This window comes from Streptomyces sp. NPDC015144 (assembly GCF_043079735.1).
GTDB lineage: Bacteria > Actinomycetota > Actinomycetes > Streptomycetales > Streptomycetaceae > Streptomyces.
Window position 1 is genome coordinate 74,659 of the sequence record NZ_JBIBUU010000007.1, and the last position, 15,700, is coordinate 90,358.

Genomic DNA, 15,700 nt, shown 5'->3' on the forward strand with positions numbered 1-15,700 from the left:
CCCCCGGGCCCAACCTTCGTCGCTTCGAGCGACCACTTGCCGCGAGGCGAGCATGGCGGGCCGGTGTCGTACAGCTCGACGACAGACCCGCGTCACCTTCCGGTGGCGCGGGTCTGTTCTCGTTTGCGGGACGCACCCGGGGCGGGCGCGCGGGGCGCGTCGGCGGGTCCGGGGGTGGGCCTGTTCTCGCGGGTCCGTTTCCGGTCGGGGCTTCCACTGAAGCCATGACTTCTCGTATGGTGGAAAAAGATTTCCGAAGTGCGGCAGGCGATTACCGGCTACCCGCCAGTAGGTGCGACGATCGGAAAGCGTGTCCGAGGTGAGCGCCCCGGCCGCGCAGCAATGAAGCTAAGGAAAGCGAAGGTCTCGGCCATGGCAACGGCGCCCAGCGTCTCGTACTCGATGACGGTCAGGCTGGAGGTGCCCGCGAGCGGTACCGCGGTCTCCCAGCTCACCACGGCCGTGGAGTCCTCCGGCGGGTCGGTCACCGGTCTCGACGTGACCGCCTCCGGCCACGAGAAGCTGCGGATCGACGTCACCATCGCGGCCACCTCCACCGCACACGCCGACGAGATCGTCGAGGGGCTGCGCGGCATCGACGGCGTCGTCCTGGGCAAGGTCTCCGACCGTACGTTCCTGATGCATCTCGGCGGCAAGATCGAGATGGCGTCCAAGCACCCCATCCGCAACCGTGACGACCTCTCGATGATCTACACCCCCGGTGTGGCCCGGGTCTGCATGGCGATCGCCGAGAACCCCGAGGACGCCCGGCGCCTGACCATCAAGCGCAACACGGTTGCGGTCGTGACGGACGGCTCCGCCGTCCTCGGCCTCGGCAACATCGGCCCGATGGCCGCCATGCCGGTGATGGAGGGCAAGGCGGCCCTCTTCAAGCGCTTCGCCGACATCGACGCCTGGCCGATCTGCCTGGACACCCAGGACACCGACGCCATCGTCGAGATCGTCAAGGCGATCGCCCCCGGCTTCGCGGGCATCAACCTGGAGGACATCTCCGCCCCCCGCTGCTTCGAGATCGAGGCGCGGCTGCGCGAGGCCCTGGACATCCCGGTCTTCCACGACGACCAGCACGGCACCGCGATCGTCGTCCTGGCCGCGCTGACCAACGCGCTGCGCGTGGTCGGCAAGGGCATCGGGGACGTGCGGGTCGTCATGTCCGGCGCCGGAGCCGCCGGTACGGCCATCCTGAAGCTCCTGCTGGCCGCGGGCGTCAAGCACGCCGTCGTCGCCGACATCCACGGCGTGGTGCACGCCGGTCGCGAGGACCTGGTCTCCGCCGCGCCCGACTCGCCGCTGCGCTGGATCGCCGACAACACCAACCCGGAGTCGGTCACCGGCACGCTCAAGCAGGCCGTGGTCGACGCCGATGTCTTCATCGGCGTCTCCGCGCCGAACGTGCTGGACGGCGCGGACGTCGCCGCCATGGCCGAGGGTGCCATCGTGTTCGCGCTCGCGAACCCGGACCCCGAGGTGGACCCGGCAATCGCCCGCGAGACGGCCGCAGTTGTCGCCACCGGCCGCTCCGACTTCCCGAACCAGATCAACAACGTGCTGGTCTTCCCGGGTGTCTTCCGCGGCCTGCTGGACGCCCAGTCCCGGACGGTCAACACGGAGATGATGCTCGCCGCCGCGGGCGCCCTCGCCGATGTCGTCGCCGAGAACGAGCTGAACGCCAACTACATCATCCCGTCGGTCTTCAACGACCGGGTCGCCGGTGCCGTCGCCGGCGCCGTCCGGGACGCCGCGCGGGCGGCCGCCGGTGGTACGAAGGGCGCGGGCGACCGCGTCTGACCCGCGCCGCCCCGACCCGGCGGGCCCCCGGCTACGGCGCGTCGCGGGACGCGCCGCCCCAAACGCCCCTTTAGGGTGGGCGGGCGGCGCGAACCGGTGAGTCCCGCACCCACTGCGGAACGCTTCCGGAGAGTCGACGGAACGTCACCACGGCGAGGCCCTGGCGCTTTTCGTGTGACTCCGGAGGGTGCCGGATTGGCGTTACCGCCGCAGGTGGGGGCAGGATGCGTAATCGGGCGCGAGGGTCTGACGACAGACCCGGGTCCGGGGACTGTCCGAGGGCCCTGGCAGCATCGGCTTCGATCTCACGCCTCACAGGCAAGAAGAACACGGGAGTAACAAACATGAACCGCAGTGAGCTGGTGGCCGCCCTGGCCGACCGCGCCGAGGTGACTCGCAAGGACGCCGACGCCGTGCTGGCCGCGCTCGCCGAGACCGTCGGTGAGATCGTCGCCAAGGGCGACGAGAAGGTCACCATCCCCGGCTTCCTGACCTTCGAGCGCACCCACCGTGCCGCTCGCACCGCTCGTAACCCGCAGACCGGCGACCCGATCAACATCCCGGCCGGCTACAGCGTGAAGGTCTCCGCGGGCTCGAAGCTCAAGGAAGCCGCCAAGGGCAAGTAAGGCTTCACAGCCTCATCGCCCCACAGGCGCGACGAAGGGCGGTCACCCATCCCGGGTGACCGCCCTTCGGTGTACCGGCCGTCAGGGCCCCGTTCTGTGCCTCTGCGAAGGCCCGCCCGGCGGCGCGTCCCGCCCGCCCCGGCCCGCACAGGCCCCGGAACGCGGGAACGGGGGCCCGGGACACTGTCCCGGACCCCCGTCGGAAGTCCTCCGGCGCCCGCGCTCAGACCAGCGGGCCGCCCGGCAGCTCGACCTTCGCGCCGAGCTTCTCCAGCTTCTCCATGAAGTTCTCGTAGCCGCGGTTGATCAGGTCGATCCCGTGCACCCGCGAGGTGCCCTGCGCCGCCAGCGCGGCGATCAGGTACGAGAAACCGCCCCGCAGGTCCGGGATGACCAGGTCCGCGCCCTGCAGCCGGGTCGGGCCGGAGACGACCGCCGAGTGCAGGAAGTTGCGCTGGCCGAAGCGGCAGTCCGAGCCGCCCAGGCACTCCCGGTAGAGCTGGATGTGCGCACCCATCTGGTTGAGCGCGGAGGTGAAGCCGAGCCGGGACTCGTACACCGTCTCGTGGACGATGGACAGGCCCGTGGCCTGCGTCAGGGCCACCACCAGCGGCTGCTGCCAGTCGGTCTGGAAGCCGGGGTGCACGTCCGTCTCCAGGGCGATGGCGTTCAGCGGGCCGCCCGGGTGCCAGAAGCGGATGCCCTCGTCGTCGATCTCGAAGGCGCCGCCGACCTTGCGGAAGGTGTTGAGGAAGGTCATCATCGAGCGCTGCTGCGCGCCCCGTACATAGATGTTCCCCTCGGTGGCCAGCGCCGCGGACGCCCAGGAGGCCGCCTCCAGGCGGTCCGGGATCGCCCGGTGCGTGTAGCCGTCCAGCCGGTCCACACCGGTGATCCGGATGGTCCGGTCGGTGTCCATCGAGATGATCGCGCCCATTTTCTGCAGTACGCAGATGAGGTCCTCGATCTCCGGCTCCACGGCCGCGTTGGACAGCTCGGTGACGCCCTCGGCGAGCACCGCCGTCAGCAGCACCTGCTCGGTCGAGCCCACCGACGGGTACGGCAGCCGGATCTTGGTGCCGCGCAGCCGCTGCGGGGCCTCCAGGTACTGGCCGTCCGCCCGCTTCTCGATGACCGCGCCGAACTGCCGCAGCACGTCGAAGTGGAAGTCGATCGGCCGGCCGCCGATGTCGCAGCCGCCCAGCCCGGGGATGAAGGCGTGGCCGAGCCGGTGCAGCAGCGGGCCGCAGAAGAGGATCGGGATGCGCGACGAGCCCGCGTGGGCGTCGATGTCGGCGACGTTCGCGCTCTCCACATGGGTCGGGTCCAGGATCAGCTCGCCCGGTTCGTCACCCGGACGGACCGTCACACCGTGCAGCTGCAGCAGCCCCCGGACCACCCGCACGTCCCGGATGTCGGGCACGTTGCGCAGCCGGCTGGGCCCGCTGCCGAGCAGCGCGGCGACCATCGCCTTCGGCACCAGGTTCTTGGCGCCTCTGACGCGGATCTCGCCCTCCAGCGGGGTTCCGCCGTGGACAAGCAGGACATCGTCTGTGCCGGTCATGAATCTCGCGTTCCGGAGTGGTCGGGCAGGGGGCCAAACGAAAGAGTAATGGCCCGCCACCCCCTCCCCGTAAGAGAACGGGGGGTGTACGAACGTCATGAATCCGCCACAACACGCTCTGCTCCCCGGGTCTTGCGGAGCGTCACCGTCCGCATGGCCCTCCGCAGGGCGCGCTCCCCGTGCACCCGTGCGCCCTGAGCTGCGCCGCGTCCTGCCGGGTGGCGGGGCGCCCCGCCCGGTGCCCGCGCGGGGCGAAGATGCGGGATCATTTCTGCCATGACCGAGGTGTCCTCGCTCACAGGGCGACTGCTCGTGGCCACACCCGCGCTCGCGGATCCGAATTTCGACCGCGCCGTGGTGCTCCTCCTCGACCACGACGAGGAGGGCTCCCTCGGCGTGGTCCTGAACCGGCCGACCCCGGTGGGCGTCCGCGACATCCTGACCCCCTGGGCGGGCCTGGCCGGCGAGCCGGACGTGATCTTCCAGGGCGGCCCGGTCTCGCTGGACTCGGCGCTCGGCGTGGCGGTCATCCCGGGCGACGAGGGTCCGCTCGGCTGGCGCCGGGTGTACGGGGCGATCGGCCTGGTGGACCTGGAGGCGCCGCCGGAACTGCTGGCGGCGGCCCTCGGTTCGCTGCGGATCTTCGCCGGTTACGCGGGCTGGGGCCCGGGGCAGCTGGAGGCCGAACTGACCGAGGGCGCCTGGTACGTGGTCGAGTCGGAACCCGGTGACGTCTCCTCCCCGCGCCCCGAGCGCCTGTGGCGTGCGGTCCTGCGCCGTCAGCGCAGCGAGCTGGCGATGATCGCCACCTACCCGGACGACCCGTCGCTGAACTGAAGGCCCTGACGATCGGTACCCTTGGCGGTTATGAGCACTCTTGACGAGCCCGAGCGCGGGGCAGGTACCGGAACCCTCGTGGAGCCGACGCCGCAGGTGTCGAACGGCGACGGCGACCACGAGCGCTACGCCCATTACGTCCAGAAGGACAAGATCATGGCGAGTGCCCTGGAGGGCACCCCCGTGGTCGCACTGTGCGGGAAGGTCTGGGTGCCGGGGCGCGACCCCAAGAAGTACCCCGTCTGTCCCATGTGCAAGGAGATCTACGAGTCCATGGGCGCCGGCGGCGACAAGGACAAGGGCGGCAAGGACAAGAAGTAGCGGTCCTCCCGGCCGTTCGGCCGTATCGCTCGGGGCCCCCGGGGTGCGTTCCCACACGCACCCCGGGGGCCTTCGCGTTGCCCGGGGCGTCCCCGTCCGCAGGTCCGCCGCGTTGCACGGGCTGCTCCACCGGGTCACAGAGTGGTTGAGACCACTTGTCGGTATCTGCGCGCGCACCTACTCTCCTGCCAGTTGTGCAGTACGAAACGCCCGTTGCGTATGTTGCAACACCTACCGGTAGGGGTTCCCGGATGAAACTGTCTGCCCGAATTGCCGCCCCGGTCGCGGCGCTCGTCCTGGCGGGGCTCACCGCCACCGCCTGCGCGCCGCAGACGTCCGACAACAAGGCCGAGGGGGACGCGAAGACCGGCACCCTGCGGGTCTGGCTGTTCCAGGAGGTCGGCAACAAGCCCAAGGAGAAGGTCGTCGACGCGGCGGTCGCCGAGTTCGAGAAGGCCCACAAGGGCGCCAAGGCCGAGATCGAGTACATCCCCGTCGACACCCGCGCCCAGCGCATCAAGGCGGCGTTCAACGACCCGAAGAGCGCCCCGGACCTGATCGAGTACGGCAACACCGACACCGCCGGATACGTCAAGGACGGCGGACTCGCCGACATCAGCGAGGAGTTCGCCGCCTGGGGCGAGGCCGCGGACACCGACCCCGTCGCCCGCCAGTCGGTGACGGTCGGCGGCAAGGTCTACGGCGCCCCGCTCTTCGTCGGCGTACGGGCGCTGTACTACCGCACCGACGTCTTCCGGGAGCTGGGCATCGAGGCCCCGAAGACCCAGGCCGAGCTGATCTCCACCGCGAAGAAGATCCACCGGAAGAAGCCGGACCTGTACGGGCTGGCGGTCGGCGGCGCGTACACCTACGGCGCGATGCCGTTCATCTGGGCGGCCGGCGGCGAACTCGCCGAGGAGAACGGCGGCACGTACCAGGCCGCCATCAACAGCGCCAAGGCCCGCAAGGGCATCGAGGCGTACACCTCGCTCTTCGGCGACGACAACTGTCCGGCCGCCAAGTGCGCCGCGATGGGCGGCAACGCGACCGTCACCGCCTTCGCCTCCGGCAAGGCCGCCATGGCGATCGGCGGCGACTTCAGCCACGCCGCCGTGGAGGCGGGCTCGGTGAAGGGCAAGTACGCCGTCGTCCCGCTGCCCGGCACCACGGACGGCTCCGTCGCCCCCGCGTTCGCGGGCGGGAACAACATCGGCGTACTGAAGAGCAGCGCGCACCGGAGCCTGGCCGTCGACCTGATGAAGTCGCTGACCGGCAAGCGGACGCAGGAGAAGATGTTCGACGCGATGGGCTTCCTGCCGACCTACACCGACGTGCGGAACACCGTCGCGAAGAAGGAGCCGTTCGTCGAACCGTTCGTCCGGACGCTCGGCGCGGGCGCCAAGTTCGTCCCGGCCTCGCCGGGCTGGGGGCAGATAGACGCCTCGCTGGTGCTGCCGACGATGTTCCAGGAGATCGTCAGCGGCCGTAAGGACGTGGCGAAGGCGTCGGACGACGCGGCGAAGAAGATGGACGCCGCGTTCGCCGACGCGGGCTGACGATGACCACGACCAGCACCACACCCCGCACCACCGCCAAGGCAAGGGCCGGGGCCGGGGCCGCGCACCGGGCGCGCGGCTCCGGCTGGACCCCCTGGCTCTATCTGCTGCCCGCGCTCGTCCTGCTGGGCGGGCTGCTCGTCTACCCGATCTACCAACTCGGCCTGATCTCCTTCCTGGAGTACACCCAGGCCCAGGTCAGCGGCGGCGAACCGACCACCTTCCGGGGCCTGGGCAACTACGCCGAACTCTTCGGCGACGGCCAGTTCTGGCAGGTCCTCCTGGCCACCGTGCTCTTCGCCGCCGCCTGTGTCGTCTCCACCCTGCTCGTCGGCTGCGCGCTCGCCGTCCTGCTGACCCGGATCAGGGCCGTGCCCCGGCTCGTCCTGATGGTGGCCGCGCTCGGTGCCTGGGCGACGCCCGCGATCACCGGGTCCACCGTCTGGGTGTTTCTCTTCGACCCCGACTTCGGCCCGGTCAACCGGGTGCTGGGGCTCGGCGACTTCTCTTGGACGTACGGGCGCTACAGCGCCTTCGCCCTGGTGCTCCTGGAAGTCCTGTGGTGCTCGTTCCCGTTCGTGATGGTGACGGTGTACGCGGGCATCCGGGCGATCCCCACCGAGGTGCTGGAGGCGGCGGCGCTGGACGGCGCCTCGCAGTGGCGGATCTGGCGCTCGGTCATGGCCCCGATGCTGCGGCCGATCCTCGTCGTCGTCACCATCCAGTCGATCATCTGGGACTTCAAGGTCTTCACCCAGATCTACGTCATGACCAACGGCGGCGGCATCGCGGGCCAGAACCTGGTGCTCAACGTGTACGCGTACCAGAAGGCGTTCGCCTCCTCGCAGTACAGCCTCGGCTCCGCCATCGGCGTCGTCATGCTGCTGATCCTGCTGGCCGTCACGCTGGTCTACCTGCGCCTGGTACGGCGCCAGGGGGAGGAACTGTGAGCGCCCGGAGCACACCGCTCATCCGCCGGCCCGGCCGGCTGGCCGCCGAGGCGGCGGCCCTGCTGATTGCCGCCGCCGTCGCCTTCCCGCTGTACTGGATGGTGCTCTCCGCCCTCAAACCGGCCGGGGAGATCCAGTCCACCAGCCCCCGCCCCTGGACGTTCGCGCCGTCCCTGGACTCCTTCCGCCGGGTCTTCGAGCAGCAGGACTTCGGGCGGTACTTCCTCAACAGCCTGATCGTCGCCGGCACGGTCGTCATCGCCTCCGCGCTGGTCGCCTTCCTCGCGGCGACGGCGGTCACCCGGTTCAGATTCCGCTTCCGCACCACCCTGCTGATCATGTTCCTGATCGCGCAGATGGTGCCGGTCGAGGCGCTGACCATCCCGCTGTTCTTCCTGATGCGGGACTTCGGCCAGCTCAACACCCTCGGCGCGCTGATCCTGCCGCACCTCGCGTTCTCGCTGCCGTTCGCGATCTGGATGCTGCGCGGATTCGTCCGGGCGGTGCCCGAGGCGCTGGAGGAGGCCGCGTACCTCGACGGGGCGAGCCGCACCCGCTTCCTCTGGCAGATCCTCTTCCCGCTGGTCCTCCCCGGCCTCGTCGCCACCAGCGTCTTCTCGTTCATCTCCACCTGGAACGACTTCCTGTTCGCGAAGTCGTTCATCATCAGCGACACCTCCCAGTCGACCCTGCCGATGGCGTTGCTGGTCTTCTTCAAACCCGATGAGAACGACTGGGGAGGGATCATGGCGGCATCGACCGTGATGACCGTCCCCGTACTGGTCTTCTTCGTACTCGTACAGCGCCGCCTGGTCTCCGGACTCGGCGGAGCGACAAAGGACTGACTCATGGACCTGGACAAGGGCCTGATCCCCGCCCCCGTGCACACCGGTGACGACGGGCGGCGCGGCTTCCAGTTCGACCCGTCCACCACCATCTCCGCCGCCCCCGGCACCGAGGACACCGAACGCTGGCTGCGCTCCACGCTCGGCGCCGCCTTCGGACTGGCCCTCGCCCCCGGCGGCTCCGGGGACGAGGAGGACGCGGGGGACGCGGGGGACAACTCCGTACGGCTGCGCCTGGACCCGGCGCTGGAGCCCGAGGGCTACCGCCTGACCACCGGGACCGGGCAGTACGTCGAGATCACCGGCGGCAGCCCCGCGGGCGTCTTCTGGGGCGCCCAGACGCTCCGCCAGCTCCTGGGCCCGGAGGCGTTCCGCCGGGCCCCCGTCACCCCCGGGGCGCCGCGCTCCGTCCCCGCCGCACGGATCGAGGACCACCCCCGCTTCCCCTGGCGCGGCATGATGCTCGACGTGGCACGGCACTTCCTGCCCAAGGACGACGTCCTGCGCTACCTCGACCTCCTCGCCGCCCACAAGCTCAACGTCTTCCACTTCCACCTCACCGACGACCAGGGCTGGCGCATCGAGATCAAGCGCCACCCCCGGCTCACCGAGATCGGCTCCTGGCGGCCCCGCACCAAGCACGGCCACCGGGCCTCCGAGCTGTGGGACGAGACCCCGCACGGCGGCTACTACACCCAGGACGACATCCGCGAGATCGTCGCGTACGCCGCCGAGCGGCACATCCGGGTCGTCCCCGAGATCGACATCCCGGGCCACTCGCAGGCCGCCATCGCCGCCTACCCCGAACTCGGCAACGCGGACGTCGTCGACACCGCCGCCCTCTCCGTCTGGGACACCTGGGGCATCAACGCCAACGTGCTCGCCCCGACCGACACCACCCTGCGCTTCTTCGAAGGCGTCCTCGAAGAGGTCCTCGACCTGTTCCCCGCCGCAACCTCGCCGTTCATCCACATCGGCGGCGACGAGTGCCGCAAGGAGCAGTGGAAGGACTCGCCCGCCGCCCAGGCCCGGATCGAGGAGTTCGGCCTGGCCAACGAGGACGAGCTCCAGTCCTGGATCATCCGTCACTTCGACGCCTGGCTCACCGCCCGGGGCCGCCGGCTGATCGGCTGGGACGAGATCCTGGAGGGCGGCCTCCCGGCGGGCGCCGCCGTCTCCTCCTGGCGCGGCTACCGAGGGGGCGTCGCCGCCGCCGAGGCGGGCCACGACGTCGTCATGTGCCCGGAGCAGCACGTCTACCTGGACCACCGTCAGGACGGCGGCCCCGACGAGCCGATGCCCATCGGCTTCATCCGCACCCTGGAGGACGTCTACCGCTTCGAGCCCGTTCCGCCCGGCCTCTCCGAGGAGGCGGCCCGGCACATCCTGGGCACCCAGGCCAACGTCTGGACCGAGGTGATGCAGAACCGGGCCCGCGTCGACTACCAGGTCTTCCCGCGCCTCGCCGCCTTCGCCGAGGTCGCCTGGTCCCCGCTGCCCGCCCCCGCCGAACGGGACTACGCGGACTTCGAGCGCCGCATGACCGCCCACTACCCCCGGCTCGACGCCCTCGGCGTCGACTACCGGCGCCCGGAGGGACCGCTGCCCCGGCAGAAGCGACCCGGAGTGCTGGGCCGCCCTCTCGACGGACCACCCCCGAACGTGTGATCCCGGCCGCCGGCCCGACCGGCCCCGGCTCCGGCCGACGCACCCCGGGCGGGTGCGTCGGCCGGCGGTTTTTTGTCCGGAACTCGCCCCGCCGCGCGGGCGTGGCGCGGGGGGACACCGCCCCGTTCCAACCGCGACAAGCGGCGACGAACAGCGGCAATTCACACTCCACACCGAATCAGTCCGAAACAGGAACATTCCCTCGATCGAGGAGGGATGCGCCCTTCGCGGACCCTCGCGCCGGTCCGATCCGAAGATGTGCCAGAGTTGCCACGTCCGGGCTTCGAGCACGTACCGTACGGCCAAACAGCCGGACAGCCGGGACACCGGGAAGGGGCAGCTGGGTTGACCACGCACGCACCGCAGGCGCCGCAGTCGGTGACGCTGCCGGCCTCGCTCGACGAGGCCGTGGCGGCGCTCGACGCCATGCCCGCCGCCGTTCCCGTGGCCGGTGGAACGGACCTGATGGCGGCCGTCAACAAGGGGCTGCTGCGCCCCTCCGGCCTGGTCGGCCTCGGCCGGATCAGCGAGCTGCGCGGCTGGCACTACCAGGACGGCCACGCCCTGCTCGGCGCCGGACTCACCCACGCGCGCATGGGGCGGCCCGACTTCGCCGCCCTCATCCCCGCCCTGGCCGCCGCGGCCCGCGCCGCAGGGCCGCCCCAGATCCGCAACGCCGGGACGCTCGGCGGCAACATCGCCACCGCGGCCCCGACCGGTGACGCGCTCCCGGTGCTCGCCGCGCTGGAGGCCGAGCTGGTCGTCGCCGGGCCGGGCGGCACCCGCCGCGAGATCCCCGTCTCGCACCTGCTGGCCGGCCGCGCGATGCTCGAACCGGCCGAGCTGATCGGCTTCGTCCGGGTCCCGCTGCTGCACGCCCCCCAGGTCTTCCTGAAGGCCACCGGCCGCACCGGCCCCGGCCGGGCCACCGCCTCCGTCGCGATCGTCCTCGACCCGGCCCGGCGCGGGGTGCGCTGCGCGGTCGGCGCCATCGCGCCGATGCCGCTGCGCCCGCTGGAGGCCGAGCACTGGATCGCCTCGCTGATCGACTGGGACGGGGAGCGGGGGCTGGCCCCCGACGCGCTGGCCGCCTTCGGCGAGTACGTCGCCGCGGCCTGCGTCCCGGACCACGAACCGCCCGCCGACGGGGGAGAGGCGCCGGCGCTGCCCCCCGCCGTACTGCACCTGCGGCGGACCGTCGCCGCGCTGGCCCGACGCGCGCTGGGGAGGGCACTGTCGTGACCACCGAGGACCGCAACGACGAACACGGCCGCCAGGACGACCACCTGCGCTACGGCAGCTGGCAGCCGACGCCGCAGGGCGGCGAGTACGACGACGGCGCGACCGCCTTCGTCCAGCTGTCGCCGGAGGACCTGGCGAACATCCCGCTGGCCGCCCCCGGCCACGGCTACGTCCCGCCGATGATCGTGCCGCTGACGCCCGCCGCCGGGCTGGACCCGACGGCCACCGGCACCTGGGCGCAGCCGGACCACCAGCCGGAGACGGGCACCGCGGAGCAGCCGTCCCAGGGCGGCGCGGTGCACTGGCCGGACCCGAACCAGCAGCAGGGGCCGTACGACTACGGCTACGAGTACCCGCAGGCCGTCGCCCCGCACACCACCCAGCACCCCCAGCAGACCTCGCACGCACCGCAGGCCCCGCACGACCCGCGGACCCCGCACGCACCCCAGCCTCCGCACGACCCGTTCGCACAGCTTCCTCCGGAGCAGTACGGGGAGGGGCAGGGGCAACAGGCGACCGGACAGTGGAACTTCACCGAGTCGGCGGAGTACGGCCTCCCCGCCGGGCAGGCGCCGCACACCGCCCCGGCCGGTGAGCACCCGGGCCACGGCGGGCACACCGGGCAGTGGACGATCCCGGTCGCCGAGGGCGAACTCCCCGAGGAGTCCGGCGAGTTCGCCGCCTCGGCGCTGGCCGCGCAGTGGTACGGGAACGAGAGCCCCTCGGCCACGCTGCCCGGCGGCGCCCCCGCCCCGTGGGCGACGCAGCCGGAACCGGCCGTACGGCAGGAGCCCGTCGCCCAGCCGGAGCCCGTCGCCCAGCCGCAACCGACCGTGCAGCCGGAACCGGCCGCGGTCGTGGAGCCGGAACCCGCGCCCGTAGCCGCGCCCGTGCCCGTCGTGGAACCAGAACCGGAACCGGAATCGGAACCTGTTCAGGAGTCCGGGCCGGCCCCCGTGGCGGAGGCGGTCGCTCAGGCGGCGCCCGTGGCGGAGCCGGTCGCGGACGCCGTGCCGGAGGCCGCTTCCGGGCCTGCTCCGGAACCCGTTCCGGAACCTGCGGCGGAGCCCGTGGCCGGGCCCGTTCCGGCCGTGGACGAGGCCCCCGCCGAGCGGGCACCGGAAGAGGTGCCGGAGCCCGAGACGGAGGCCGGACCCGCCACGCTCCCGGAGGACGCCCCGTCCCCGGCGGACACACGGACCCCGGCGGACACGGAGGCCCCCGAGGCCGAGGCCGCCGACAGCCCGGAGGACGCCGACCCCCAGGTGCAGCCGGGCCTCCCCGACGAGCACCCCGCCGTCTCCTACGTCCTGCACGTGAACGGCGCCGACCGCCCGGTCAGCGACGCCTGGATCGGCGAATCGCTCCTCTACGTGCTCCGCGAGCGCCTCGGCCTGGCCGGGGCCAAGGACGGCTGCTCGCAGGGCGAGTGCGGCGCCTGCAACGTCCAGGTGGACGGCCGGCTCGTCGCCTCCTGCCTGGTCCCGGCGGCGACCACGGCCGGCAGCGAGGTCCGTACCGTCGAGGGCCTCGCCGTGGACGGCGAACCCTCCGACGTCCAGCGGGCCCTGGCCAAGTGCGGGGCCGTCCAGTGCGGCTTCTGCATCCCCGGCATGGCCATGACCGTGCACGACCTGCTGGAGGGCAACCACGCCCCCAGCGAACTGGAGACGCGCCAGGCGCTCTGCGGAAACCTCTGCCGCTGTTCCGGCTACCGCGGCGTCCTCGACGCCGTCAACGAGGTCATCGCGGGCCGCGAGGCGCTCCACGCCGCCGCCTCGTCGGACTCCACGTCCCCGGAGCCCGACGAGGCCGGTATCCCGCATCAGGCGGCCCCCGGGGCCGGTAGCGAGACGCACGCCCAGGACGGAGGCATGGCGTGAGCAACGACGCAGCCACCGCTGCCAACGCCGCCAGCACACGGATCACCACCCCGGCGTTCGACGGCCCCGCCGAACCGCCCGCGCTCGGCATCGGCGTCTCCCTGCCGCCCGCCGACGCCCGGGCGAAGACCGAGGGCACCTTCCCGTACGCCGCCGACCTGTGGGCCGAGGGCCTGCTCTGGGCGGCCGTGCTGCGCTCCCCGCACCCGCACGCCCGCATCCGGTCCGTCGACACCTCGGCCGCCGCCGCGATGCCCGGCGTACGGGCCGTCATCACGCACACGGACATCCCCGGCGAGAGCCTGTACGGGCGCCGGGTCGTCGACCGCCCGGTCTTCGCCTCCGACCTGGTCCGCCACCACGGCGAGCCGATCGCCGCCGTGGCCGCCGACCACCCCGACACGGCCCGGCTCGCCGCCGCGGCCATCGCCGTCGAGTACGAGGTCCTCGAACCGGTCACCGACCCCGAGCAGGCGTTCGCCGCCGAACCGCTGCACCCCGACGGCAACCTGATCCGCCACATCCCGCTCCAGTACGGCGACCCCGAGGTCACCGGCGAGGTCGTCGTCGAGGGCCTGTACCGCATCGGCCGCCAGGACCCGGCCCCGATCGGCGCCGAGGCCGGGCTCGCCGTGCCCCGCCCGGACGGCGGCGTGGAGATCTACACCGCCTCCACCGACCCGCACGCCGACCGCGACCTCGCCGCCGCCTGCTTCGGCCTCGAAGCCGAGCGGGTGAAGATCGTCGTCACCGGCGTCCCCGGCGCCACCGGCGACCGCGAGGAACCCGGCTTCCAGCTCCCGCTCGGCCTGCTCGCCCTGCGCACCGGCTGCCCGGTCAAGCTGGCCGCCACCCGCGAGGAGTCCTTCCTCGGCCACTCCCACCGCCACCCCACCCTGCTCCGTTACCGCCACCACGCGGACGCCGACGGACGGCTGGTCAAGGTCGAGGCGCAGATCCTGCTCGACGCGGGCCCGTACGCCGAGTCCTCCTCGGAGTCGCTGGCCGCCGCCGTCGCCTTCGCCTGCGGCCCGTACGTCGTCCCGCACGCCTTCATCGAGGGCTGGGCGGTCCGCACCAACAACCCGCCGTCGGGCCATGTCCGCGGCGAGGGCGCGATGCAGGTCTGCGCCGCGTACGAGGGCCAGATGGACAAGCTGGCCGCCAAGCTCGGCATCGACCCGGCCGAACTGCGGCTGCGCAACGCCCTGTCCACCGGCGACATCCTGCCCACCGGCCAGACGGTGACCTGCCCCGCCCCGGTCGCCGAACTCCTCACCGCCGTACGGGACTTCCCGCTCCCCACGCTGCCCAAGGACACCCCGGAGGGCGACTGGCTGCTGCCCGGCGGCCTGGAGGGTGCCGGCGAGCCCGGTGCGGTCCGCCGGGGCGTCGGCTACGCGCTGGGCATGGTCCACATGCTGGGCGCGGAGGGCGCCGACGAGGTCTCCACGGCCACGGTCCGGGTCCACGACGGCATCGCCACCGTCATCTGCGCCGCCGTCGAGACCGGGCAGGGCTTCTCGACCCTGGCCCGCCAGGTCGTCCAGGAGACGCTGGGCATCGAGGAGGTCCACGTGGCCTCCGTCGACACCGACCAGCCCCCGGCCGGACCGGCGACGCACGGCCGCCACACCTGGGTGTCGGCCGGGGCGGTGGAGCGCGCCGCGAAGATGGTCCGCACCCAGCTCCTCCAGCCGCTGGCCCACAAGTTCGGCATGTCCACGGAGCTGCTCCAGATCGCCGACGGCAAGATCACCTCCTACGACGGGGTGCTCTCCACCACGGTCACCGAGGCGATGGACGGCAAGGAGCTGTGGGCCACCGCCCAGTGCCGCCCCCACCCGACCGAGCCGCTGGACGCCTCCGGCCAGGGCGACGCCTTCGTCGGCCTCGCCTTCTGCGCGATTCGCGCGGTGGTGGACGTCGACATCGAGATCGGCTCCGTCCGGGTCGTCGAGATGGCGGTCGCCCAGGACGTCGGCCGGATCCTCAACCCGGCGCAGCTCGCGACCCGGATCGAGGCCGGGGTCACCCAGGGCATCGGCGCCGCGCTCACCGAGAACCTCCGCACCGCCCGCGGCCTAGTCCGCCACCCGGACCTCACCGGGTACGCGCTCCCGACCACGCTGGACGCCCCGGACATCCGGATCGTCGAACTCGTCGAGGAACGCGACGTGGTGGCCCCCTTCGGCGCCAAGCCCGCCTCCGCGGTCCCCGTGGTGACCTCCCCGGCAGCGGTGGCGGCCGCCGTCCGCGCGGCCACCGGCCGCCCGGTCAACCGCCTCCCGATCCGCCCCCAGGCGGCCGTCGCCGCGCCCAACTCCTGAGCTCCGCGCGCGTGGCGTGATCCGGGTTGCATCTGCAACCCGGAAATGCGCTCCGTCACCGTCCCTCAC

General features: G+C 72.3%; 12 protein-coding genes. 11 read left to right on the plus strand and 1 reads right to left on the minus strand.

Annotated features, from left to right (window positions below):
• Positions 1–372 precede the first annotated feature (372 nt).
• Both ACF08W_RS14480 and ACF08W_RS14485 read left to right on the plus strand, forming a co-directional pair.
• Positions 373–1,809: an NAD-dependent malic enzyme gene (locus ACF08W_RS14480; RefSeq protein ID WP_352273684.1), complete on the plus strand. Its 1,437-nt coding sequence runs from the start codon at positions 373–375 to the stop codon at positions 1,807–1,809.
• A 344-nt stretch (positions 1,810–2,153) separates the two neighbouring features.
• Complete coding sequence (locus tag ACF08W_RS14485; protein ID WP_003968811.1) at positions 2,154–2,435, plus strand: HU family DNA-binding protein; 282 nt, start codon at positions 2,154–2,156, stop codon at positions 2,433–2,435.
• Between the two features lie 223 nt (positions 2,436–2,658).
• Here ACF08W_RS14485 and murA read toward each other — a convergent pair whose 3' ends face one another.
• Positions 2,659–3,999 carry a UDP-N-acetylglucosamine 1-carboxyvinyltransferase gene (murA, locus tag ACF08W_RS14490; protein ID WP_352273685.1) on the minus strand — a complete coding sequence of 447 codons (1,341 nt, stop codon included), beginning with the start codon at positions 3,997–3,999 and terminating at the stop codon, positions 2,659–2,661.
• A 276-nt stretch (positions 4,000–4,275) separates the two neighbouring features.
• Between murA and ACF08W_RS14495 the strand changes: the two genes are divergently transcribed.
• The 9 genes from ACF08W_RS14495 (at position 4,276) to ACF08W_RS14535 (ending at position 15,631) form a co-directional block, all read left to right on the plus strand.
• The gene (locus tag ACF08W_RS14495) at positions 4,276–4,836 is read left to right on the plus strand and encodes a YqgE/AlgH family protein (protein WP_352273686.1); all 561 of its coding nucleotides are present in this window, start codon (positions 4,276–4,278) and stop codon (positions 4,834–4,836) included.
• Between the two features lie 30 nt (positions 4,837–4,866).
• Positions 4,867–5,157 carry a DUF3039 domain-containing protein gene (locus tag ACF08W_RS14500; RefSeq protein ID WP_352273687.1) on the plus strand — a complete coding sequence of 97 codons (291 nt, stop codon included), beginning with the start codon at positions 4,867–4,869 and terminating at the stop codon, positions 5,155–5,157.
• A 251-nt stretch (positions 5,158–5,408) separates the two neighbouring features.
• On the plus strand, positions 5,409–6,713 hold the full coding sequence (locus ACF08W_RS14505; protein ID WP_392279404.1) for an extracellular solute-binding protein: 1,305 nt from the start codon (positions 5,409–5,411) through the stop codon (positions 6,711–6,713).
• 2 nt (positions 6,714–6,715) lie between these two features.
• Positions 6,716–7,663 carry a carbohydrate ABC transporter permease gene (locus tag ACF08W_RS14510; protein WP_392279405.1) on the plus strand — a complete coding sequence of 316 codons (948 nt, stop codon included), beginning with the start codon at positions 6,716–6,718 and terminating at the stop codon, positions 7,661–7,663.
• Positions 7,660–8,508 carry a carbohydrate ABC transporter permease gene (locus ACF08W_RS14515; RefSeq protein WP_392279406.1) on the plus strand — a complete coding sequence of 283 codons (849 nt, stop codon included), beginning with the start codon at positions 7,660–7,662 and terminating at the stop codon, positions 8,506–8,508. The genes ACF08W_RS14510 and ACF08W_RS14515 overlap by 4 nt, the downstream gene beginning before the upstream one ends.
• A gap of 3 nt (positions 8,509–8,511) precedes the next feature.
• On the plus strand, positions 8,512–10,176 hold the full coding sequence (locus ACF08W_RS14520) for a beta-N-acetylhexosaminidase (RefSeq protein WP_392279407.1): 1,665 nt from the start codon (positions 8,512–8,514) through the stop codon (positions 10,174–10,176).
• 345 nt (positions 10,177–10,521) lie between these two features.
• Positions 10,522–11,418 carry an FAD binding domain-containing protein gene (locus ACF08W_RS14525; RefSeq protein ID WP_352273692.1) on the plus strand — a complete coding sequence of 299 codons (897 nt, stop codon included), beginning with the start codon at positions 10,522–10,524 and terminating at the stop codon, positions 11,416–11,418.
• On the plus strand, positions 11,415–13,301 hold the full coding sequence (locus ACF08W_RS14530; protein ID WP_392279408.1) for a 2Fe-2S iron-sulfur cluster-binding protein: 1,887 nt from the start codon (positions 11,415–11,417) through the stop codon (positions 13,299–13,301). Before ACF08W_RS14525 ends, ACF08W_RS14530 begins: the two co-directional genes overlap by 4 nt.
• Positions 13,298–15,631: a xanthine dehydrogenase family protein molybdopterin-binding subunit gene (locus ACF08W_RS14535; RefSeq protein ID WP_352273694.1), complete on the plus strand. Its 2,334-nt coding sequence runs from the start codon at positions 13,298–13,300 to the stop codon at positions 15,629–15,631. The genes ACF08W_RS14530 and ACF08W_RS14535 overlap by 4 nt, the downstream gene beginning before the upstream one ends.
• Positions 15,632–15,700 lie beyond the last annotated feature (69 nt).